Below are 21,213 nucleotides of genomic sequence, written 5' to 3'. Positions count from 1 at the left end.
GACCATGCTGGGACCCACCATGGGTGAGGTGAGACCGGACGCCGAGGCGGCGACGGCGACGAAGACGGCACGCAAAGGGCCGTGGCGCCTCATCACGCGCACCTTCGCCAAGGCCTGGGACGGCAACATCTTCTCCGAGGCCGCCGAAGCCGCGTTCTGGCAGACGCTCTCGCTCCCACCCCTGCTGCTCGGGCTGCTGGGCAGCCTCGGCTTCGTCGGCGAGTGGTTCGGCCAAGGCGTGGTCGCGGCCGTGCACGACCGCATCATCACCTTCAGCCGCACCATCTTCAGCACCAACGCGGTGCAGGAGATCATCGAGCCGACGGTGAACAGCATCCTCACGGTCGGCAAGGGCGAGATCGTGTCGGTGGGCTTCGTCATCTCGCTGTGGGCGGGCTCGTCGGCGATGTCGTCGTTCGTCGACGCCATCACCGTGGCCCACGACCAGTACGGCGTGCGCAACGAGGTGTGGCAACGGATCTTCGCGCTGCTGCTGTACCTGTGCGGGCTCGTGATCCTCGTCGTCGGGCTGCCGCTGCTGGCGATCGGGCCGGACCTGCTGCCGGAGTTCTTCCCCCTCGCCTGGCGCGACACGGTGTCGGCGTGGGTCGGCACGCTCTACTACCCCGTGCTGGGCGTGATGATCGTGCTGGCGCTGACCACGCTGTACAAGCTGGCGCTGCCGCGGCGGCTGCCCTGGCACCGCGGGCTGCCGGGCGCGGTGCTCGCGATGCTCGTGTTCCTGGTCTCCAGCATCGGGTTGCGCATCTACCTCAACTGGATCACCAAGACCGGCTACACCTACGGCGCGCTCGCCGCGCCGATCGCGTTCCTGCTGCTGATGTTCTTCATCGGCCTGGCCGTGGTCGGCGGCGCGTACTTCAACAGCGCGATCCAGGAACTGTGGCCCGCCAAGGCGACCCGGCGCCAGCGCCGCAAGTGGCGCCGGCTCGAGATGGAGCGGGCCAACGAGCGGATGCGGGCCGAGGAGGGGCGCACGCTCTGGGACCGCACCACGATCCCGTTGCGGCGCCCCAAACGTGCCGCGGACGCCGAACCCGAAGAGCCGCACGAGGAAGCGGTTCCGGACGAGGACGCGGCGGGCGAGCTGCCCGACCAGTCCGGTCACGACGCCGTGCGCAAGCTGCCGTGAAGGGCACCCCGGCTCCGTAGCGGTGCCCCTCACGGACTTCGGTCACCGCCGCTGGAACCGCCAGGTCTTGCTGTCCACGGCGATGCAGACGCTCGGCGACATCACGATCACGCGCAGGGTGCTGTCGCGCTCGTCGAAGTCGATGCCCTCGACCTCGAAGGTGCCGCCGCACCCGCTCTGCAGCGGCAGTTGGCCCAGCGACGTCACGTGGCCGGTCACGTCAGAGCTGGACAGCGGCGCGTCGAGGTCGACCTGCAGGAGCGGTTTCGTGGTGCCGAAGAGGCTGCCCTCGGGGTCGTCGGAGGCGCACATCAGGCGCGTGGCCGTGACGAAGTCGCAGCCCTGCACGTCGCGGACCTGGTGGTCGAGGCGGATCGCGGAGGCGTAGGGCAGGTTCTGCGACGGGTCGGTGAAGGCGACGCCGGGCATGGGGTGCACGAGGAGGCGGTCCATCGTGCCCCACTCGCCGGCCACCAGCCAGCGCGCGTCGGGCGAGACGGCGGCGAAGGAGTTGTTGCTCCCCTCCCACGGCTCCAGCGCGTGCTTGTAGTCGGTCTGCGTGCCGTCGGGCGCCTGCACGCGGAAGAGCTTCGCGCCGCGGTCGTCGCGCTGGTAGGGCTCCACGTACCAGCCCTGCGCCGAACCCGGGTCGCCGACGTGGTTCCAGCCCTGCACGGCCAGCCCGACGTCGACCGTGGCGACGCCGGTGTAGCGGATGGTGGTGCCCGACGGGCGGACGATCGTGGCGAGGCCCTGGCTCTCGTCGAGCGGGCGGGCGCGGTCGGACCCGACGGCGGTCCACCCGGTGACGGCCTGGGCGAGGCACGGCACGGCGGCCGCGAGCACCACAACGAGGGCGAGGACGATCCCGGTTCTGCGCATGTGGAGGTCTCCTGCTGCGGGAAGGAACTGGCGGGATCGCAGATCTACCAGTTCTTTCCCGGCTCCACAGCCACCGGGTGAATGATTTTCACGTTTGTTCGCCCGGGCGTGCCTGAGGGGCCACGCCCGGGGCGGGTCGTCGGGACCTGCTCGTGGTGCCTACTTGTCCTTGCCGGGGCGAAGGCCGTCGTAGATCTCCTTGCAGGCCGGGCAGACCGGGGAACCCGGCTTGGGCGACTTCGTGACCGGGAAGACCTCGCCGCAGAGCGCCACCACGTGCGTGCCCATGACCGCGCTCTCGGCGATCTTGTTCTTGCGCACGTAGTGGAACATCTTCGGGGAGTCGTCGTCGGTCGACTCGGTGCTGTCGGTCTCCGGCTTCGTCAGCGTCTCGGTGCTCACGCGTCCATCATGCCTCAGTCGCGCGGGTGCCGGAATCACCGGCCGCGGGACTATCGTCAGTGCCCCAGGAGCGCCGAGGGCACCGGACGGCGGGAGCCGCGTCATGGACGGACCGATCGCGACCAGGCCGCACATGCCGGGCTACGGCATCGCACCCGCTTCGGCCGGGCTGCTGCCGTGGCGCTGGGCCGACGAGCGGCTGTGCACCTCCCACGACTACTGGCTCGCCACCGTCACGCCCGCGGGCCTCCCCCACCTCATGCCGGTGTGGGCCGTGTGGACCGGCGAGGTGCTGTGGTTCTCCTCGTCGCTGCGCTCGGTGAAGGCGCGCAACGTCGCGGCCGGCTCGGCCGTGTCCGTCGCGACGGAGGACCCCGAAGAGCCGGTGGTGGTCAGTGGCCCGGCCGAGCTCGTCGCCGACGCGAAGGAGATCCGCGAATTCCTCGACGCGATGAACGCCAAGTACGAGACGGCGTACGGGATCGACTTCCTCGACCCGGCCGTGAACGCGTCTGTGCGGGTGCGGCCCGAGACGGTGTTCGCCTTGCGGGAGAAGGACTTCACGACTTCCCCGACGCGCTGGGAGTTCACGTCGTGACGGCCTGGGGCGCCGCGGTCGCGCACGTGGGCGGCGACGAGGACGTGGCCCGCGAAGCCTGGCGCGAGCTTGAAGCGCGCTACGGCGAACCACACCGCCACTACCACGACCTCGCCCACGCCACGGCCGTCGCGCGCGACGGTGCGCAGCTGGCCGCCGAAGCCGGACTCGGCCCCGACGAGTGCGCCGCCGTCGCGCTGGCCGCGTGGGCGCACGACGTGGTCTACGACGCCGTGCCGGGCGAGGACGAACGCGCGAGCGCCGCCTGGCTGTGCCACTGGCTCACCCGGGCGGGCGCCGGCGCGCAGCACGTCGCGCGCGCCGAGGCCCTCGTGCTCGCCACCGCGGCCCACGAAGCACCGGAAGACGACCAAGCGGCCACCGCCGTGCTCGACGCCGACCTCGCCATCCTCGGCGCCACGCCCGCGGTCTACGCCGGGTACGCCGCCGCCGTCCGCCGCGAGTACGCGAAGTACGACGACCCGGCCTGGGCCGCCGGGCGCGCCGCGGTGCTGGCGAACCTGCTGGCCCGGCCCCTGCTGTACCGCAGCGAAACCGCGCGGGCACGCTGGGAGACGGCCGCGCGGCGCAACCTGGCGGCCGAGCTGACCCGCCGGCGGGAGCACGCCGGCGATCACCGATGATGTCCGTCCGTGACCACACAACTCTTCCTCCACGAGAAGGTCGCCTCGGCGTTGCGTGACGGCCACCCCGTCGTCGCCCTCGAGAGCACCATCCTTTCCCACGGGCTGCCCCACCCCCGCAACCTCGACGTCGCCCACCGCCTCGAGCAGGTCGTGCGCGACGGCGGCGCCGTGCCGGCCACGATCGCCGTGCTCGACGGGCGTCCGGTGATCGGACTGTCGCCCGCCGAGCTGGAGCGCGTGTGCGCGCCCGGCGCCGGGCTGGACAAGCTCTCGCTGCGCGACCTCGGCCCGGCCGTCGGCCTCGGCCGCTCGGGCGCGACCACCGTGGCCGGCACGTCGGCGCTGGCCGCCGCGGCCGGGATCGGCGTCTTCGCCACCGGCGGCCTCGGCGGGGTGCACCTCGGCGCGGCGCAGAGCTGGGACGTGTCGGCGGACCTCGGTGTGCTCGCGAAGGTGCCGACGGTCGTGGTGTGCTCCGGCGTGAAGTCGGTGCTCGACATCGCGGCGACGCTGGAAGTGCTGGAGACCAACTCCGTACCGGTGCTCGGCTACCGCACCGACGAGTTCCCCGCGTTCTACCTGCGCTCGTCGGGCCACCCGGTCGGCTGGCGCGTGGACGACGCGAAGGAAGCCGCCGCCGTGATCGCCGCGCACCGCGCGTACGCGAATTCCGGTGTGCTGCTGACGAACCCGATCCCGGGAGAGTCCGAAATGGACCGCGAGGTGCACGACCGGCTGCTGGCCGACGGGCTCGCGAAGCTGCGCGAAGGCGGCGTGCACGGCTCCGACGTGACACCCGTGCTGCTGGAGCACTTCCACACCGCAAGCGGCGGCGTGAGCATCGACGCCAACGAAGCCCTGGTGCTCAACAACGCCAAGCTCGCCACCGAGGTCGCCGTCGCATTGGCGGTGCGCGCGTGACCGGCATCGTGGTGGTCGGCGACGCCGGCCTCGACGTGGTCGCCCGCCACGACGAACCGCTCCCCCACGGCGGCGACGCCCGCGCGCAGATCCGCTTCACCGGCGGCGGCGCGGGCGCGAACACCGCGCTGTGGCTGCGTTCCCTGGGCGCCGACACCACGCTGGTGGCCCGCATCGGCGACGACTCGGGCGGCCGGCTGATCAAGGCCGAACTGGAGGCGACGGGCGTGCGCTGCGCGTTCGCGGTCGACCCCGAGGCGGCCACGTGCTGCGTCGTCGTGATGGTGGACGCCGAAGGACAGCGCAGCATGCTCGCCGACCGCGGCGCGAACAAGCGGTTCCGGCCCGAGGACGTGACGCCCGAGGCGCTGGCCGGCGCGAGTCACCTGCACCTGTCGGGCTACGTGCTGCTCGACCCGTCGTCGCGGCCCGCGGGCCTCGCGGCGCTGGCGGCGGCGAAGGAAGCCGGGCTCACCACGTCGGTCGACCCGCAGGCGGCGGCGCACATCCACGACCCGGCGGCGTTCCTCGACGACGTGCGCGGCACCGACCTGCTGATGCCCAACACCGAGGAACTGGTGGCGCTCACGGGTTCGACCGATCCACTGTCGGCCAAGGAACTGCTCGGCACGGTCGGCGCGGTCGTCGTGACGGCCGGCCTCGGCGGCGCCGCCTGGGTCGACGCCCACGGCGTGACCACCGTGCCCGCGGTCGAAGCCGTGTGCGTGGACTCCACGGGCGCGGGCGACGCGTTCGACGCGGGTGTGCTCACCACCTGGCTCGCCGGGCAGTCCACTGTGGACGTCCTGCGCGCGGGGACGCGGCTGGGCGCGCTGGCCGTGAGCCGCCTCGGCCCCCAGCCCTCAGCCTGAAAACCCGTGGGTGCTGCCGGCGAGAACCGGCGGCAGCACCCACGAGCGGCCTTCAGCCGTCGATCACCCGGTGTTCGCGGTTCTCGATCTGCTTCGCCTCCCGCTCGTAGCGGTTGACGTTCTGCGTCTTGCGCGGCGGCCGGTCGTTGGCGATCAGCACCGCGATCCACGGCAGCGGCACTGAGATCACGAGGAACGTGAGCGCCAGCCACCACGTGTGGTAGGTCAGCCCGGCCAGGATCAGGCACGGGATGCGGCACACCATCATGATGATGTACTTCTTCTTCCGTGCGGCCAGCTGATCGTCGTAGGACGGTTCTGCCTCGGTGATCAGCACCGGAGCCGGGCGGGGATCGGAACCTCGGGCGGGCTCGTTCACAGCACCACCTCCACCGCTCATGCTCCCACTCCGGGCCGTCATCCGACACCCGGGTGGGACATCCGTGACAACGCGGCCACGACGAGCGTTTCGACGCCCGCGCGCAGCGTCGGGTGCAGGATCGGCGCGAAGCGCGGCGAGTGGTTCGACGGGATGTCGCTCTCGAACCGCCCCTCGGTCATCGCCGTGATCACTTCCTGTGGTTCGAGGCCCCCGACCAGCCAGAACACCGACGGCACCCCGGCCGCCGCGCCGAATTCGCCGAAGTCCTCGCTACCGGTCACGAGCGGCGCCGGCAGCACGGTGCCGTCGTCGAAGTGCCCGCGGAACACCTCGGTGAGCTCGTCGGAAGCGGTCTCGTCGTTCGAGGTCGCCGGGTAGGAGTTGAGCAGCTCGATCGTCGGCGGCTTCGGCGCGTTCGCGCCCACGGCCTCGGCGTTCACGATGCGCTCGATGGCCGCGCGCAGCCGCAGCAGCACCCCGTCGCCGAACGCGCGGGTGTTGACTTCGAGCACGGCGTCGTCGGCGATGACGTTGCCGACCGAGCCGACGTGCAGCGAGCCGACGGTGACCACCGCCGGTTCGGTGGCCGCGACCTCACGGGAGACCACCGTCTGCAGCTTCAGCACCACCGACGCCGCCATCACGGCCGGGTCGACGGTGGTCTCGGGCCGCGAGCCGTGGCCGCCGCGCCCGTGCAGCGTGATGCGCAGCGTGTCGGAGGCCGCCATGAGCACACCCGGCCTGGTGAGGACCCAGCCGGCCGGACCGGGCACGAGGTGCTGGCCGAAGACCACGTCGGGGCGACCGGCGAGGTCGAACAGCCCGTCGGCGATCATTTCGGAGGCGCCGCCGTTTCCCTCTTCCGCGGGCTGGAACACGACCAGCAACGTCCCCGACCAGTCCTCGCGCGCGGCGGCGAGCAGGCTCGCGGCGCCCGACAGCCAGGTGGCGTGCATGTCGTGCCCGCAGGCGTGCATCACGGGCACGTCGTTGCCCGACTCGTCGACGCCGCGCGCGGTGCTCGCGTACTCGAGGCCGGTCTTCTCCTCGACCGGCAGCGCGTCGATGTCGGCGCGCAGCATCACCGTGGGGCCTTCGCCGTTGCGCAGCACGCCGACCACGCCGGTGCGGCCGACGCCGGGGTGGACCTCGAACCCGTCGGCCTCGAGCCGGCGCGCCAGCTCGGCCGCGGTGCGGGTCTCGGCGAACGCCAGCTCGGGGTGGCGGTGGAAGTCGACGTAGAGCGCCTCCAGGCCGGGCAGGGCCGTGGCGAGCGGGGCGAGGACACGTTCGACTGCATGGGAGGTCACAGAACCCATCGTGGCAGGCTTACCCACCGTGAGCACGAACACGCCTCTGCCCGACCTGTCCGACGACGTCTGCGCGCGGTTGCGCGAGGCCTTCCGGCGCGCCGACTACGACGCCGACGGGGTGGTCGACGCCCTCGGCGGCGCGGCCCACGCGGCACTCGGCCGCGGTGAGCCCGAGCCCGCCCGGCGCGCGAGCCTCGACGCGGGCGACCTCGGCACGCTCGTGCGGCTGTTCCTGCTCGGGCTCACCGAGTCCGAAAAGTCCGTTGAGTCCGCTTTTTCGCCGCTGACACCGGAAGCCGCCGTCGCGGCGGGGATCCTCGCGGCCGACGGCGACGGGTACAAAGCCGCCCTCGACATCCGCCCGCACGGCGACGAGGAGGGCTCCTGGTGGGTCGTGGCCGACCTCGACGCCGACCTGCTCGGCCACGTCGTGCCCGAGGACCACGTGCTCGGCGTCGGCCACGCGTCACTCAGCCTCATCCGCGCCACCAGCCGGCGCCCGGTCGGCACGCTGCTCGACGTCGGCACCGGCAACGGCGTGCAGGCCCTCCACGCCACGCGCCACGCCCAGCGCGTGACGGCCACGGACGTCTCCGCGCGGGCGCTCGCGCTGGCCGCCGGCACGTTCCGGCTCAACGAGCTCGACGTGGAACTGGTGCGCGGCGAGTGGTTCGCGCCGGTCGCGCGGCGCCGGTTCGACCAGATCGTGTGCAACCCGCCGTTCGTGGTCGGACCACCGCGCGTGGACTACACCTATCGCGATTCGGGCCTGGCCGGCGACGACGCCAGCGCGCTCGTCGTGCGCCAGCTGCCGGGGTTCCTCAACGACGGCGGCACCGGGCAGCTGCTGGCTTCCTGGCTCCACACGGGTGGCGAGGACTGGGCCGATCGGGTGGCGCGCTGGCTGCCGGCGGAAACGGACGCGTGGTTCGTGCAGCGCGATGTCGCCGACCCCGCGCTGTACGTGGGCACCTGGCTGCGCGACGAGGGCATCGACCCGCGCTCGCCCGAAGGCCGGGTGAAGGCCGCCGCGTGGCTCGACTGGTTCACCGAGAACCGCGTGCACGGCATCGGCTTCGGCTTCGTCACGCTGCGCCGCGCGGCCGGGAAGACGCCGACCGTGGTGTGCGAAGACCTGCGCCAGGCCTACGACGACCCGCTGGGCCCGGAGGCGGCGAACTGGCTCGACCGCGTCGACTGGCTGCGCACGCACGGCGACGAGCTCATGGGCACCGCCTTCCGCGTGCCCGACAGCGTGCTGCTGGAACGCGTCGACTCCCCCGGCGACGAGGGCTGGGAGACCACCGTGCGGCGCCTGCACCGCACCGACGGGCCCGGGTGGCAGCACGAGGTCGACGAGCTCGCCACGCGGCTGCTGGCGGGCTGCCGGGGCGTGCTGGCGCTGGAGGACCTCGTCGAGCTGCTGGCGGCCGCGCAGGGCCTCGACCCGGCCGAGCTGGCCGCCGCCGCTCTGCCCGTGGTGCGCGAACTCGTTCGGCACGGGATGCTGGTGCCGGCTTCTGCTTCGACTTTGACGTCACAGTGAGGGCCGTCGCGGCGCGCGTCACCCGGGCGAGTGTGACGGTCGACGGAGCGGTGACGGGCGCCCTCGAAGAACCGGGACTGTTGGTGCTGCTGGGAATTCACGCCGACGACGATCGGGTGAAAGCGGCGACGATGGCCCGCAAGCTCCACGAACTGCGGATCCTGCGCGACGAGCAGTCCTGCGCGAGTGCGGGCGCGCCGTTGCTGGTGGTGTCCCAGTTCACGCTCTACGGCGACACACGCAAGGGCCGCCGGCCGTCCTTTGTCGCCGCCGCGCGCCCGGAAGTGGCCGAGCCCCTGGTGGACGCCGTGGTGCAGGAGTTGCGTGACCGTGGGGCATCCGTGGCCACCGGGCGCTTCGGCGCGATGATGGCCGTGGAGAGCGTGAACGACGGTCCGTTCACCGTTCTCATTGAGGTCTAGACCACTGTCACGCTGCCACTCTCGGTGCCCGGGAACGTAACCGGGCACCGAATGGTTCACCCCGTGCGCGGATTCTCATGGAATTCTCATGATTATTCCCGCTGTGGCGCGCTTCTCAGCAAAAGCTCAGTGTTGCTGGAGCAACCGGGCGACGGGTGTGCCCGTCCTTTCTTCAGAAGCCGGGAACGTTTTGGAAACCCGGCGCGTTACCACAAGTGTCCAGCTAAGCCGGCTGGGCCGGAGGCCAGGGTTTCCACAGGGCCCGACACCGAAGGCACAGCACCGGCGAGACACGTTCAGCCCGTGACCGGGGAGGCAGAGAATGTCAGTCCAGACTCTCGAACGCGAAGCGCGCGGGATTCGCGAGCGTGGGATTCCAGCACAGCAGAACGAGGAGCCCGTGAGTGTGGGGACGCTCACGGACGCCGACCTCGATGCCCAAAGCCCGGCGGCCGATCTGGTGCGTGTGTACCTGAACGGCATCGGCAAGACGGCGCTGCTTACCGCGGCCGACGAGGTCGAGCTGGCCAAGCGCATCGAGGCGGGAGTGTTCGCGCAGCACATGCTCGACTCCGCCGAAGACCTCACGACCAAACGCCGCACCGAGCTCACCGCACTGGTGCGCGACGGGCACGTGGCGAAGAACCACCTGCTGGAGGCCAACCTCCGCCTCGTGGTCTCGCTCGCGAAGCGCTACACCGGCCGGGGGATGCCGCTGCTCGACCTGATCCAGGAGGGGAACCTGGGTCTGATCCGCGCGGTGGAGAAGTTCGACTACTCCAAGGGGTTCAAGTTCTCGACCTACGCCACCTGGTGGATCCGCCAGGCCATCACCAGGGGGATGGCCGACCAGGGTCGCACCATCCGGCTGCCGGTCCATCTCGTGGAGCAGGTCAACAAGCTCGCCCGCATCCGCCGCGACCTGCACCAGCAGCTCGGCCGTGACGCGACGCACGACGAGCTGGCCGCCGAGTCGGGCATCCCGGTCCACAAGATCGCGAACCTGCTCGACCAGTCCCGCGACCCGGTGAGCCTCGACATGCCCGTGGGCGCCGAGGAAGACGCCCCGCTGGGCGACTTCATCGAGGATTCCGAAGCGACCGACGCCGAGAGCGCCGTCATCTCCGGTCTCCTGCAGGACGACCTGCGCCGCGTCCTCGCGACGCTCGACGACCGCGAGCAGCACGTCATCCGCCTGCGCTACGGCCTGGACGACGGCCAGCCCCGCACGCTGGACCAGATCGGCAAGCACTTCGGTCTCTCACGCGAGCGCGTGCGTCAGATCGAGCGTGAGGTCATGGCGAAGCTCCGCCAGGGCGAGCGGGCCGACCGGCTCCGCGCGTACGCCAGCTGAAGCGGGGGTTAGGGCGAGCCGTGCTCGCGGAGAACGCTCGCCCAGACCCGCTTCAGTGTGTCCCCTGGGGTCGAACCCCCAGACCCCCGCCAGGGGGCAAGCCCCCTGGACCCCCAAGGTGGTCACCTTGGTGAGTAAAGCGAACGTGTCGAAGTGAAGGCCCTGCGGACCACCGGTCCGCGGGGCCTTCGGCGTTTTCCCGGTTCCCCACGCGGACCGGGAAACGATCACCGGCGTTTGAGGTGGTTGGTGACTGGGTAGCAAGGTGTGGGCAGCACCCGTTCGGCCGCGTTGACTTATGACCTACGTCACGAGACTGTCGTGCTAGGCGAACGGAACGCCAGGTGAGCCACGCGGAACGGGTGTACGCATCCGTCCGCTTTCCCCGGGAGGTCGGGTCCGTCGGGGTGGACCCGGCCTCCCGAACCAAACTCCGGGGGCCGCGCGGACGGCCGGGAAACCGCCGCGAACGACCCGGGCCGAGTGCCCTGCAACACAGTCGCCGCGCGGGTGTGCGGGGAACCGGGGGCCGCTGAGTACCGTGGTCGGATCCCGATCAGGGCAAAGGAGCCTGGCTGTGCCGTCCACCACGTTTCAGCACACCGAAGTCCTGCCGCTCGGCAAGGACACCACCACCGAGTACCGGCTGGTCACTGCCGACGGCGTCGAAACCGTCGAAGCGGCCGGCCGGAAGTTCCTCAAGGTCGACCCCGCGGCGCTGAGCACGCTCGCTCGCACGGCCATCACGGACATCCAGCACCTGTTGCGTACGTCACACCTGCAGCAGCTGCGGGCGATCGTCGACGACCCCGAGGCGAGCGGCAACGACCGCTTCGTCGCGATGGACCTGCTGCGCAACGCGGCCATCTCGGCCGGCGGCGTGCTGCCGATGTGCCAGGACACCGGCACGGCCATCGTCATCGGCAAGCGCTCGGAGGGCGTGCTGACCGGCGGTGACGACGAGCGGGCCCTGTCGAAGGGCATCTTCGACGCCTACCAGCAGCTGAACCTGCGCTACTCGCAGATGGCGCCGACCAGCTTCTGGGACGAGCGCAACACGGGAACGAACCTGCCGGCGCAGGTCGAGCTCTACCACAAGGACAACACAGCCGGGGAATCGTCAGATCCTTCTTACGACTTCCTGTTCATGGCCAAGGGCGGCGGGAGCGCGAACAAGACGTTCCTGTACCAGGAGACCAAGGCCGTGCTGAACCCCAAGCGGCTCGCGCGGTTCCTGGACGAGAAGCTGCGCAGCCTCGGCACCGCGGCTTGCCCGCCGTACCACCTGGCGATCGTCGTCGGCGGCATGTCGGCGGAGTTCAACCTGAAGGTCGCGAAGCTCGCTTCGGCGCGCTACCTCGACACGCTGCCGACCGAGGGTTCCGAGCTGGGGCACGCGTTCCGCGACCCGAACCTCGAGCAGCAGGTGCTGGAGATGACGCGCCAGTTCGGCATCGGCGCGCAGTTCGGCGGCAAGTACTTCTGCCACGACGTGCGCGTGATCCGCCTGCCCCGCCACGGCGCGAGCTGCCCGGTCGGTATCGCCGTCTCGTGCTCGGCCGACCGCCAGGCCAAGGCCAAGATCACCGCCGACGGCGTGTTCATCGAGCAGCTCGAACGCGACCCCGCGCGTTTCCTGCCGGACGTGACCGAGGACGACCTGTCCGACGAGGTCGTGAGCGTGGACCTCAACCGCCCCATGGACGAGATCCGCGCGCAGCTCTCGCAGCTGCCGGTGAAGACGCGGCTGTCGCTGTCGGGGCCGCTGGTCGTCGCGCGCGACATCGCGCACGCGAAGATCGCCGAACGGCTCGAAGCCGGCGAGGAGATGCCGCAGTACCTCAAGGACCACCCGGTGTACTACGCCGGCCCGGCGAAGACGCCCGACGGTTACGCGTCCGGTTCGTTCGGCCCCACCACGGCCGGGCGCATGGACTCCTACGTCGAGCAGTTCCAGGCCGCGGGCGGCTCGATGGTGATGCTCGCGAAGGGCAACCGCTCCAAGCAGGTCACGGCCGCGTGCCAGAACCACGGCGGCTTCTACCTCGGCTCGATCGGCGGCCCGGCCGCGCGGCTGGCCAAGGACTGCATCAAGAAGGTCGACGTGCTCGAGTACCCCGAGCTCGGCATGGAAGCCGTGTGGAAGATCGAGGTCGAGGACTTCCCCGCCTTCATCGTCATCGACGACAAGGGCAACGACTTCTTCGCCGCCACCAGCGAACCGGTGCTGCAGATCAGCTTCCGCTAGCCGAACACAGCCGCGCCCCGCCCACCGAGCCCGGTGAGCGGGGCGCGGCTGTGTCAGTCGTCGGTGATCTGCGCCGTGAGGCGGTCGAGCTCGGCCAGCTCCGCCGACGACAGCGCGAGCATCGACTTCGGCGGCTCCCCCAGGATGCGCTCGGCCCGTTCCGCGGCCACGGCGCCCGGGGCCGTGACGGTGACGACCCGGCTGCGCCGGTCCTCCGGGTGCGGCTCGCGCAGCACGAGGCCGCGGCGGACGAGTTCGTCGACCACGTGCGTGGTGTAGGGCCGGTCGGTGTTCAGCTGCTCGGTGAGCTCGCTCATGGTGAGCGGACGCGCCGCGACCCGGCGCAGCGCCTTGATCTTGATGAAGCTCATGCCTAGCGCCTCGCACACCTCGCGTTTGCGCTCGTGCCGGTCGAGGACGAGCGCCCGCAGCCGGGCCCATACACGGGTCGCGATCTCGTGGTCGTCGGCGCTCATGTCAGGCCTTCACCAGTCCCGTGTCGGCTTCCTCTTCGACGCCCACACGCCGCGCCGTGGCGTACGCCCAGGGCGTGGTGGTGACGAGTCCGAGCACGATCACCAGCAGCCCGCAGCCGCCGATGATCCACCAGCCGGCGTGGCTGGCGGCCGCGAGGCCCTCGGCGAACGAGCCGTGGACGCGGGCGGTGACGACCGCGCCGATCACCGCCACACCGAGTGACGTGCCGACCTGCCGGCTTGTAGACGCGATCGCCGCGGCCACACCGGCCTGCGCCCGCGGCATCCCGGACACCGCCGCGTAGGTGATCGGGGCGTTGACCAGTCCGAACCCGATGCCGAACACGACGTAGGCGATGACCAACCGCCACAGCGGCGTGGTCGAAGACAGGTCGAGCATCAGCAGCGCGCCGATCACGGTGCCGATGCCCGCGCCCACCAGCGGCAGCCGCGCGCCGCGGGTGCCCACGAGCCGGCCGGAGATGGGCGCGCAGATCGCGCACATGATGGCCATCGGCAGGGTCAACAGGCCCGCGTGCAGCGCGCTGTAGCCGCGGGTGTCCTGCAGGTACAGGGAGTTGAGGAAGAGGAACCCGGCCATCGCCGCGATGCCGGACACCGCCGTGAGTGTCGCGCCCGAGAACGGCGCGCTGCGGAAGAACCGGGGCTCCAGCAACGGGTCCCGCCGCCTTCGTTCGTACGGCACGAACACGGCCAGCGAGACCAGCGCGAGCACGAACGCGACGAGGATCCGCGGCGAGCCGTACCCGAGGTCGCGGCCTTCGATGATGCCGTAGGTGAGCCCGGCGAGGAACACGATCACCAGCAGCTGGCCCACCGGGTCGATCCGGCGCGGCCGCGGCGCGCGCGACTCCGGCACGAACACCGCAGTGAGCACGACCGCCGCGATGACCACCGGCACGTTGATCCAGAAGATCGACCGCCAGCCGGCCGCGCCCACGAGGACACCGCCCAGCACCGGGCCCACGGCCATGGACAGCCCCATCGTGGCGCCCCACATGCCGATCGCGCGCCCGCGCTCCTTCGGGTCCGTGAAGGTGTTGGTGACGATCGACATCGCCACCGGGTTGAGCATCGAGCCGCCGATGGCCTGCAACGCGCGGAACGCGATGAGCAGTCCCACGCTGGGGGCGACACCGCAGAGCAGCGAGCCGACGCCGAACAGCACGAGGCCCGTCTGGAACGTCCGCCGCCGCCCGAGCCGGTCGGCCGTCGACCCCGACAGCATCAGCAGGCTCGCGAGCACGAGCGTGTAGGCGTCGATCGTCCACTGCAGGCTCGACACCGACGCGCCCAGGTCGTGCTGGATGGAGGGCAGCGCCAGGTTCACGATCGTGTTGTCGAGCCCGACGATGAACAGGCTCATGCAGCAGACCGCCAGCACGATCTGCCGCCGCCGACGGCTGAGCTCCGGCACGGCACCCCTCAAAGTCGGAAGGTAGTTGTAGAATCCTAACATTTAGCACACTACAACTAACTGTCCGCGCCTACCGCCGAACGCGGTACAGCTCACTCCGCATTGCGGTCAGCCGGGGAACATCTTCGTAAGCCGGGCGAGGGTTTTCTCGATGCCGTCGGCGTTGCGCTTGGGGTAGCCCATCAGCTTCAGTGCCAGCGGTGACCGGGCGGTGGAGTAGTCGAACGTCTCGGTCACGGTGGTCCGGCCGTCGCCCGCGGGCTCCAGCAGCCAGCGCCAGCGGTGGCCCCCGAAGTGGCGCCACGCGATGAGCCGGTTCTCCTCGAACTCCACCACGGTGTTGCTGATCCGGTACGGCGCGCCCATCTTCATGTCCATCCCGAACGTCGCGCCGAGCGAAAGCCGCGAGGGAGCGCCGTCACGGCCGGCGCGAACGGTGCCGGACCCGTCGATCAGCGGGTGGTTGGCGGGATCGGCGAGCAGGTCGAAGAGCTGCTTCGGAGAGGCGGCGACAACGGCGGTGCGCGAGATCTGGCGGGTACCCATGCCCGGTGAGACTAGGGCTCCGCCGGTGCGCCCACGATTCGGCCGGCGGGCGCCGCGAGGGAGATCACCCAGGTGCCACGGTGGGAGGTGGCACCCGGGTGATCGCCCGGCCGGTGCCCGGCGGCTCGGGCCGGTAACCCCCCGAGCGAGCCGCGCAGCGCCGGCCTTCGTGAAGCCGTCACCGAGGCGGTGACTGCTTCAGGACCACCGTCCGCTCGCCGAGCGGCGCGGCGAGCGCGACGGAGATGTAGGGGTAACGCAGGTCCATCGTGCACATCTGGCCGGTCTGCGCCTTGGTCTCGCTCAGATCCAGCACCACGTGTTGCGCGGTCTGCTCGATCGCCTCGCCGAGGGCGTGGCCGCAGCCGCCCTCTTCGGCGCGGACGTTGATGATCGTGCCGCCGTTGGCCGTGTAGACCTCGTGCGGGAAGCCCGGCGGCAGGGCCTTCGCATCGACCTTGTCCGCAGGCACCGGCGTGCTGCCGGCCGGCACCTCGAGCCGCGGTTTGCCGGGCGGGTTGGGGAGGGGCTTCGGCACCGGCGACGGCGAGGTCGAGATGCTGCCGCTCGGCGCCACGGAGTCGCCTCCGGACGCGGGGTTCGTGGCCATGGTCCCCTGGGCGCCGCAGGCTGTCACCGTGGCGAGGATCAAGCCTGTGCCGACCAGCTTCGTCAAGTACCTCATGAGCCAAGGACGGAACGGGGGCCGTATCCGGTTGCATCCGCTCACGGACCGGGGCGCAGCACCAGCTGGCGGCCGCCGAGCGGCTCGGCCAGCGGCACGGGCAGCGACACCTCGCGCACGTGCATGGGGCACATCTGGCCGTGAGGCGCCTTGGTGACGGTGACGACCACGACGGCCTGCTGCGCGGTCTCCCCGCCGGCGGCGGCCATGATGTGGTCGCAGCCGGCTTCGTCGGCGTGGATCACGACGACCTTGCCGCCTTGCGCGAGTGTCACGTCGTGGGGGTAGCCGGCGGGCAGCGCCGACGCGTCGATCTGGCCGGCGGCCGGTGCCGTGTCGCCGGGCGGCGGGCCCTGCGTCGGATGGGTCTGCGGCGGGCCGGACGGGGACGGCAGCGGCATCGGCGGGGGCAGCGTGGTTGACGGCGGCACCGACGGCACCGACGACGTCGCCGGAGAAGGCGACGAGCTCGCCGCGCCCGGTCCCGCCGGCGCGGCCCCTCCGCCGCCGCACGCCGCGGCCGAAAGCAGCAGAACGCTCACACCCAGGACTTTCACCGTTGTCCGCATACCGTGCGGACGGAATCCGGGCCGGGGTGGTTGCACGGGCCGGCCGGAAACTTCGGAAACTTCAGTCGAGCACGTCCGGCAGGTCGCGCACGGAGTCCAGCACGTGCGTCGCCCCGGCCCCGGTGAGCTCGGCGCGCGTTCCGGCGCCGGTCAGCACCCCGGCCACCACGCGCGCGCCCGCGGACAAGCCGGTGCGCACGTCCGACGGCGTGTCCCCGGCGACGGCGACGCAACGCACGTCTGTGACGCCCAGGCGCAGCACGGCCGTGAGCACGAGGTCGGGGTACGGGCGGCCACGCAAGCCCTCGCCCGGGGCGAGCGCGAGGTCCGCGAGGTCGCGCCAGCCCAGCGCCTCGAGGATGGCTTGCTGCGTAACGGCCGCGAAGCCGGTGGTCAGCGCGACCTTCACGCCGCCGTGGCGCAGCCCGCGGATCACGTCCTCCGCGCCGGGCACGGGCTCGCACTCCCCCGCCGCGACGAGGTTGGCGTAGGCGCGTTCGAACTCGGCGTTGGCGCGCTGCGCGAGGTCCTCGGTCGGCAGCAGGGCGCGGAAGACGGTGATCTTCGACTGGCCCATGGTGGCGTTCACGTGGGCGAGCATCGCCGGGAAGCGTTCGTCTACTTCGGACACTCCGGCGCTCGCGATCGCGGCCGTGAAGGCGCGTACCACGAGACCGTCGTCGACGACGGTGGTGCCGGCGAGGTCCAGCACCACGAGCTCGGTCGTCACAGGCCCAGCTCCCGCGCGGTGTCGTCGGCGATCGCCGGCGAGCACGTCATGCCGCGCCCGCCAGGCCCGGTGACGAGGAAAGCGTTGTCCGCCAAGCGTTCCCGGTGCACGATCGCGGCCGGGTCGAGGGCCTGGGCGTACACGCCGGCCCAGCGGCGGCGGATGCGCGGCAACGGCCGGCCCAGCAGAGCGCTGGCGACTTCGGCGAGGTGCTCGTACGGGTCTTCGGTCACGTCGAAGCCGAAGGGCTGGTCGTACTCGTGCGTGTCGCCGATGGTGAGAGAACCGTCGAGGCGCTGGACCATCAGCAGCTGCATCTTGTGGGCGGCGGCGACGTCGCCCTGGGGCTGGGTGCGGCCGAGCTCGGCGAGCGCGTCGCCGCGGAAGGCCGGGTAGTAGCGGAAGCTGTCGGCGTCGGCGACGCTCGTGGTCAGCGTCTCGCCGAGGGGTTCGGTCTGTGCCATCTGCAGCCGCACACGGCGGACGGGGACCTCGCCGGCGAGCTCGCGCACGAGACCGCCGAGCCAGGCGCCGGTGCAGAAGATCGTGACGTCGCCTTCGTGGTGGTCGCCGTGGTCGTCGGTGACGCCGGAGTTGGTCAGCGTGCGGACTTCGCGGCTGGGCAGCCAGGTGTAGCGGCCGGTCTTTCGCAGCGCCGCGCGCAGGGCGGGCTGGGCGGTGCGGGGTTCGACGGCCGCGTCGCGCTCGCACCACAGGGCGGCCGTGAAGTCACCGCGCAGTGCCGGGTTCAGCCGGCGGGTCTCGGCCGGGGTGAGGAGCTTGAAGCCGCGCTCGGCCGCGTCGGCGTTCGTGGTCGCGGCTTCGGCGACGGCACGCTCGGCTTCGGTGCGCAGGACCGTGAGCGAGCCGTTGGCCCGGAACCCCAGCGCCGGCGTCTGCTCGGCGATCGTCTGCCAGAGCTCGCGAGCGCGCAACGCCGTGGCGAGCTCCGGACCGGCCGCGCGGCCGCTGACCCAGACGAGGCCGAAGTTGCGCACGGAGGCGCCGCGGGCTTCGGGCTCGCGTTCGAGGTGGACGACGTCGTGGCCGCGGTGGATCGCCTGCCACGCGTGCATCGTGCCGAGGACGCCGCCACCGACGATGAGGATTCGCACGAGGGCCACAGTCGTTCAGCGGTGGGAATGGGGAGTTTCGCGGTGGGGAACGGAGAGTGAAGACGTGCGGTGGAGTGACTCGGGGTTGTATCCGTCAGAGGCGGCCGGTGGCGACGAACACCGCGACGGCGAGGATCAGGGCGTTGACCGTGACGTTGCGCCACTCCGCGGCCTTGTGCTGGACGATCGCGAGGCGCGCGTGCATGGCCATGGCGCCGATCATCACCACGACGAGGCCGGCGGCGGCCCAGCCCGTGAGACTCGGCGCGACACCCGTGAGCTGGGGCAGGATGAGGCCGGCCACGGCGATGAGCTCGCAGATCGCGGTGAACCGGACCACTGGCAGCGGGTAGGCGGCGGCGCCGGTCTGGCCCGTTTCGAGCATCCGCTCGCGCGACATCGTGGACTTGAGCGAGCCGGACAGGGCGAAGAGCAGGGCCAGGACGATCTGCCCAGCCCAGAGTGCGGCGTTCATGGGGTCTCCCTTCGAAGGGCGGTCGCGGAGGGAACGAGGGAGAGCCGCGAGGTGTGACAGAGGTGATTTGTCGACCTCTGTCGGCCGTCCGCTGTGGTTGGCTGTCGCTGCCCGTCACCGGTGAGAGGAACCCACGATGCCGCTCGCACGCCGGTTGGGGCTGACCGACGCCGTGTTCCTCGGACTCGGGTCGATGGTCGGCGCGGGAGTGTTCGCGGCGTTCGCGCCCGCGGCCGGCGCCGCGGGGGCCGGCCTGTTGCCCGCGCTGGGGATCGCGGCGGTGGTGGCGTTCTGCAACGCGACGTCGTCGGCGCGGCTGGCGGCGCGGCACCCTGAATCGGGCGGCACCTACGTGTACGGGCGGGCGCGGCTCGGCGAGTTCTGGGGGTACCTCGCGGGCTGGGGGTTCGTCACCGGCAAGACGGCGAGCTGCGCGGCGATGACACTGACGGTCGTGGCCTACGCGGCGCCCGGCGTGGGGCAGCCGTGGCGCGCGGTGATCGCCGTCGGTGTCGTGGCGGCCGTGACGGGGGTCAACTGCCTCGGGGTGCATCGGTCGGCGCTGGCGACGCGGGTGATCGTGGTGGTCACGCTGGTGGTGCTGGCGGTGGCGGTCGTGAGTGCGACCTCAGGTGGGTTCGTGGCCGAGCCGTTCGCACCGTTTGACGGCGGCGGCGTTCTGACGGCGGCGGGGTTGCTGTTCTTCGCGTTCGCCGGGTACGCGCGGCTGGCGACGCTCGGGGAGGAAGTGCGAGACCCCGCGCGGACCATTCCGCGAGCGATCCCGCTGGCCCTCGGGCTGACGCTGGTGGTCTACGCCGTGGTCGCCGTCGCCCTGCTGCTCACGCTCGGGCCGCAGCGGCTGGCGGCGAGCGCGGACCCGATCGCGGAAGCGGCGGCGCCGTGGCTCTCGCCGGTCGTGCGGGCCGGCGCGACGCTGGCGTCGCTGGGTTCGTTGCTGGCGCTGGTGCTCGGCGTCTCGCGCACGACGTTGGCGATGGCCCGTGACGGGCACCTGCCGCGCGGACTCGCCGTGGTGCACCCGCGGTTCGAGGTGCCGCAGCGCGCGGAGCTGGCGGTGGGCGTGGTGGTGGCGGTGCTCGCGACGACAGTGGATCTCCGTGGGGCGATCGGGTTTTCGTCGTTCGCGGTGCTGGCGTACTACGCGATCGCCAACGCGGCGGCGTTGCGGTTGCGGGCGGACGAGAACCCGGCGCCGCGGGTCGTCGCGATTCTGGGGCTCGTCGGGTGTGCGGTGCTGGCGTTCAGCCTGCCGTGGCCGTCGGTGGTGGCGGGGTGCGCGGCGCTGGCGCTCGGGGCGCTGGCCTACGCCGTGCGGCGGGCCACCGGCCGGCACTGAACCGGTTCTGTGACGCGAGAGGACCGTTCGCCCGAAAGATCCGAAGAAAGTTGGTTGTCCGGTTGCTCGGGGTCTGATGTAGTCGAGTCATCACTCCCCGTATCCCCGTTCCCATGTGGACACCGGAAGGACGGAACCCCCATGACCTTCAAGAGACGGTTCACCCTGCTCGGAAAAGCTCTCGTCGGCGTCACGGCGCTGGCCGCCGCGGTCGGGCTCGCGACCCCCGCCGTGGCCGGCCCGCCGCCGTCGACGAACGGCACCCAGGTGGTGGGCGGCAGCCGGGCAGCGCAAGGTGAGTTTCCTTGGATGGTAAGGCTTTCCATGGGCTGCGGCGGTGCGCTGTACACGCCGCAGATCGTGCTCACCGCCGCCCACTGCGTCACGCGCACCGGCTCGAACACGTCGATCACGGCGACGCTCGGCGTGGTCGATTTGCAGAGCGCCAGCGCGAAGAAGGTGCGCTCCAGCTACGTCTACCGGTCCACCACGTATGACACGACCGGCGGTGACTGGGCGCTGATCAAGCTCGCGAGCCCCGTCAGCGGCGTCCCGACGCTTCCGCTCGCCTCCAGCGCTTCCCTGAACACCGGCACGTTCACCGTCGCGGGCTGGGGTGCCGCGACCGAGGGCGGCGCGCAGCAGCGTTACCTGTTGAAGGCGCAGGTGCCGTTCGTCAGCGACTCGACGTGCAAGGCGCAGGGCGGCGACTACTCCGGCCTCATCGCGAACGCGGAGATCTGCGCGGGCAACGTCTCGGCCGGCGGCGTCGACACATGCCAGGGCGACTCCGGCGGCCCCATGTTCCGCCGCGACACCGCCGGCGAGTGGGTGCAGGTCGGCATCACGAGCTGGGGCACCGGCTGCGCCCGCGCCCACGCGCCCGGCGTGTACACCGAGGTGACGAGCTTCGCGAGCGCGATCGCTTCGGCGGCTTCGAAGATCTGACCTCCTGCGGACCGGAAGCGGGGGGGGCCCGGGGGGGCGGCCCGCGCCCGGGCCGGGGGCGCCGCTTAAACCCCCAGGCCGGAATGGGCGGGACCCCCGGGGGGGGGGGGGCGGGGGGCCCACCCCGGAGG

General features: G+C 71.6%; 23 protein-coding genes. 11 read left to right on the top strand and 12 right to left on the bottom strand.

Annotation, left to right across the window (positions count from 1 at the left end):
* The first annotated feature begins 19 nt into the window (after positions 1–19).
* A complete protein-coding gene (locus tag AB0H62_RS37610; protein ID WP_255637690.1) occupies positions 20–1,153 on the top strand; it encodes a YihY/virulence factor BrkB family protein in 1,134 nt (377 codons plus the stop codon).
* A gap of 42 nt (positions 1,154–1,195) precedes the next feature.
* Here the strand turns inward: AB0H62_RS37610 and AB0H62_RS37605 are convergent, their stop codons facing one another.
* Both AB0H62_RS37605 and AB0H62_RS37600 read right to left on the bottom strand, forming a co-directional pair.
* Complete coding sequence (locus AB0H62_RS37605; RefSeq protein WP_360591431.1) at positions 1,196–2,035, bottom strand: hypothetical protein; 840 nt, start codon at positions 2,033–2,035, stop codon at positions 1,196–1,198.
* Between the two features lie 159 nt (positions 2,036–2,194).
* The gene (locus AB0H62_RS37600) at positions 2,195–2,437 is read right to left on the bottom strand and encodes a DUF3039 domain-containing protein (RefSeq protein ID WP_220238317.1); all 243 of its coding nucleotides are present in this window, start codon (positions 2,435–2,437) and stop codon (positions 2,195–2,197) included.
* A gap of 103 nt (positions 2,438–2,540) precedes the next feature.
* Between AB0H62_RS37600 and AB0H62_RS37595 the strand changes: the two genes are divergently transcribed.
* From AB0H62_RS37595 to AB0H62_RS37580, 4 genes are read left to right on the top strand one after another with little or no spacing between them, the layout of a single operon-like run.
* Positions 2,541–3,035, top strand: coding sequence for a pyridoxamine 5'-phosphate oxidase family protein (locus AB0H62_RS37595; protein ID WP_220238316.1), 495 nt, complete (start codon positions 2,541–2,543; stop codon positions 3,033–3,035).
* Positions 3,032–3,679, top strand: a complete 648-nt coding sequence (locus AB0H62_RS37590) for a hypothetical protein (RefSeq protein ID WP_220238315.1) — start codon at positions 3,032–3,034, stop codon at positions 3,677–3,679. The genes AB0H62_RS37595 and AB0H62_RS37590 overlap by 4 nt, the downstream gene beginning before the upstream one ends.
* Positions 3,680–3,688: 9 nt before the next feature.
* Positions 3,689–4,603 carry a pseudouridine-5'-phosphate glycosidase gene (locus AB0H62_RS37585; RefSeq protein ID WP_360591428.1) on the top strand — a complete coding sequence of 305 codons (915 nt, stop codon included), beginning with the start codon at positions 3,689–3,691 and terminating at the stop codon, positions 4,601–4,603.
* On the top strand, positions 4,600–5,475 hold the full coding sequence (locus tag AB0H62_RS37580) for a carbohydrate kinase family protein (protein WP_360591426.1): 876 nt from the start codon (positions 4,600–4,602) through the stop codon (positions 5,473–5,475). The genes AB0H62_RS37585 and AB0H62_RS37580 overlap by 4 nt, the downstream gene beginning before the upstream one ends.
* Positions 5,476–5,527: 52 nt before the next feature.
* Here AB0H62_RS37580 and AB0H62_RS37575 read toward each other — a convergent pair whose 3' ends face one another.
* Both AB0H62_RS37575 and AB0H62_RS37570 read right to left on the bottom strand, forming a co-directional pair.
* Positions 5,528–5,875 (bottom strand): DUF3099 domain-containing protein, encoded by a 348-nt coding sequence (locus tag AB0H62_RS37575; RefSeq protein ID WP_220238312.1) that lies wholly within the window; start codon positions 5,873–5,875, stop codon positions 5,528–5,530.
* Positions 5,876–5,892: 17 nt separating this feature from the next.
* On the bottom strand, positions 5,893–7,176 hold the full coding sequence (locus AB0H62_RS37570) for an amidohydrolase (protein WP_360591424.1): 1,284 nt from the start codon (positions 7,174–7,176) through the stop codon (positions 5,893–5,895).
* A gap of 19 nt (positions 7,177–7,195) precedes the next feature.
* Here AB0H62_RS37570 and AB0H62_RS37565 point away from each other — a divergent pair, with 19 nt between their 5' ends.
* The 4 genes from AB0H62_RS37565 to AB0H62_RS37550 all read left to right on the top strand — a co-directional run bounded on the left by AB0H62_RS37565 (position 7,196) and on the right by AB0H62_RS37550 (position 12,740).
* On the top strand, positions 7,196–8,716 hold the full coding sequence (locus AB0H62_RS37565; RefSeq protein ID WP_360591422.1) for a class I SAM-dependent methyltransferase: 1,521 nt from the start codon (positions 7,196–7,198) through the stop codon (positions 8,714–8,716).
* Positions 8,713–9,138, top strand: a complete 426-nt coding sequence (gene dtd, locus AB0H62_RS37560; protein ID WP_220238309.1) for a D-aminoacyl-tRNA deacylase — start codon at positions 8,713–8,715, stop codon at positions 9,136–9,138. The genes AB0H62_RS37565 and dtd overlap by 4 nt, the downstream gene beginning before the upstream one ends.
* Before the next feature lie 322 nt (positions 9,139–9,460).
* Positions 9,461–10,492: a sigma-70 family RNA polymerase sigma factor gene (locus AB0H62_RS37555; RefSeq protein ID WP_354873500.1), complete on the top strand. Its 1,032-nt coding sequence runs from the start codon at positions 9,461–9,463 to the stop codon at positions 10,490–10,492.
* Positions 10,493–11,069: 577 nt separating this feature from the next.
* Entirely contained in the window at positions 11,070–12,740 is a 1,671-nt protein-coding gene (locus AB0H62_RS37550) for a fumarate hydratase (RefSeq protein WP_360591420.1), read from the top strand.
* Positions 12,741–12,793: 53 nt separating this feature from the next.
* Here AB0H62_RS37550 and AB0H62_RS37545 read toward each other — a convergent pair whose 3' ends face one another.
* The 8 genes from AB0H62_RS37545 to AB0H62_RS37510 form a co-directional block, all read right to left on the bottom strand.
* Positions 12,794–13,216, bottom strand: coding sequence for a MarR family transcriptional regulator (locus tag AB0H62_RS37545; RefSeq protein WP_220238307.1), 423 nt, complete (start codon positions 13,214–13,216; stop codon positions 12,794–12,796).
* Position 13,217: 1 nt separating this feature from the next.
* Positions 13,218–14,654, bottom strand: a complete 1,437-nt coding sequence (locus AB0H62_RS37540; protein WP_354873504.1) for an MFS transporter — start codon at positions 14,652–14,654, stop codon at positions 13,218–13,220.
* A 108-nt stretch (positions 14,655–14,762) separates the two neighbouring features.
* A complete protein-coding gene (locus AB0H62_RS37535) occupies positions 14,763–15,200 on the bottom strand; it encodes an SRPBCC family protein (protein ID WP_220238305.1) in 438 nt (145 codons plus the stop codon).
* Positions 15,201–15,378: 178 nt separating this feature from the next.
* On the bottom strand, positions 15,379–15,885 hold the full coding sequence (locus tag AB0H62_RS37530; protein WP_255637688.1) for a hypothetical protein: 507 nt from the start codon (positions 15,883–15,885) through the stop codon (positions 15,379–15,381).
* Positions 15,886–15,926: 41 nt separating this feature from the next.
* Positions 15,927–16,427 (bottom strand): hypothetical protein, encoded by a 501-nt coding sequence (locus AB0H62_RS37525; protein ID WP_255637687.1) that lies wholly within the window; start codon positions 16,425–16,427, stop codon positions 15,927–15,929.
* Between the two features lie 88 nt (positions 16,428–16,515).
* The gene (locus tag AB0H62_RS37520; protein WP_220238303.1) at positions 16,516–17,184 is read right to left on the bottom strand and encodes a phosphonatase-like hydrolase; all 669 of its coding nucleotides are present in this window, start codon (positions 17,182–17,184) and stop codon (positions 16,516–16,518) included.
* Complete coding sequence (locus tag AB0H62_RS37515; protein WP_360591416.1) at positions 17,181–18,299, bottom strand: TIGR03364 family FAD-dependent oxidoreductase; 1,119 nt, start codon at positions 18,297–18,299, stop codon at positions 17,181–17,183. Before AB0H62_RS37515 ends, AB0H62_RS37520 begins: the two co-directional genes overlap by 4 nt.
* Before the next feature lie 94 nt (positions 18,300–18,393).
* A complete protein-coding gene (locus tag AB0H62_RS37510) occupies positions 18,394–18,774 on the bottom strand; it encodes a DoxX family protein (protein WP_220238301.1) in 381 nt (126 codons plus the stop codon).
* Between the two features lie 136 nt (positions 18,775–18,910).
* Between AB0H62_RS37510 and AB0H62_RS37505 the strand changes: the two genes are divergently transcribed.
* Both AB0H62_RS37505 and AB0H62_RS37500 read left to right on the top strand, forming a co-directional pair.
* The gene (locus AB0H62_RS37505; RefSeq protein ID WP_220238300.1) at positions 18,911–20,134 is read left to right on the top strand and encodes an amino acid permease; all 1,224 of its coding nucleotides are present in this window, start codon (positions 18,911–18,913) and stop codon (positions 20,132–20,134) included.
* Between the two features lie 141 nt (positions 20,135–20,275).
* Positions 20,276–21,082 (top strand): serine protease, encoded by an 807-nt coding sequence (locus AB0H62_RS37500; protein WP_360591414.1) that lies wholly within the window; start codon positions 20,276–20,278, stop codon positions 21,080–21,082.
* Positions 21,083–21,213 lie beyond the last annotated feature (131 nt).

Origin of the sequence: Amycolatopsis sp. NPDC050768 (assembly GCF_040654155.1) — a bacterium.
Classification (GTDB): Bacteria; Actinomycetota; Actinomycetes; order Mycobacteriales; family Pseudonocardiaceae; genus Amycolatopsis.
This window is presented reverse-complemented; position numbering and strand designations above follow the sequence as displayed.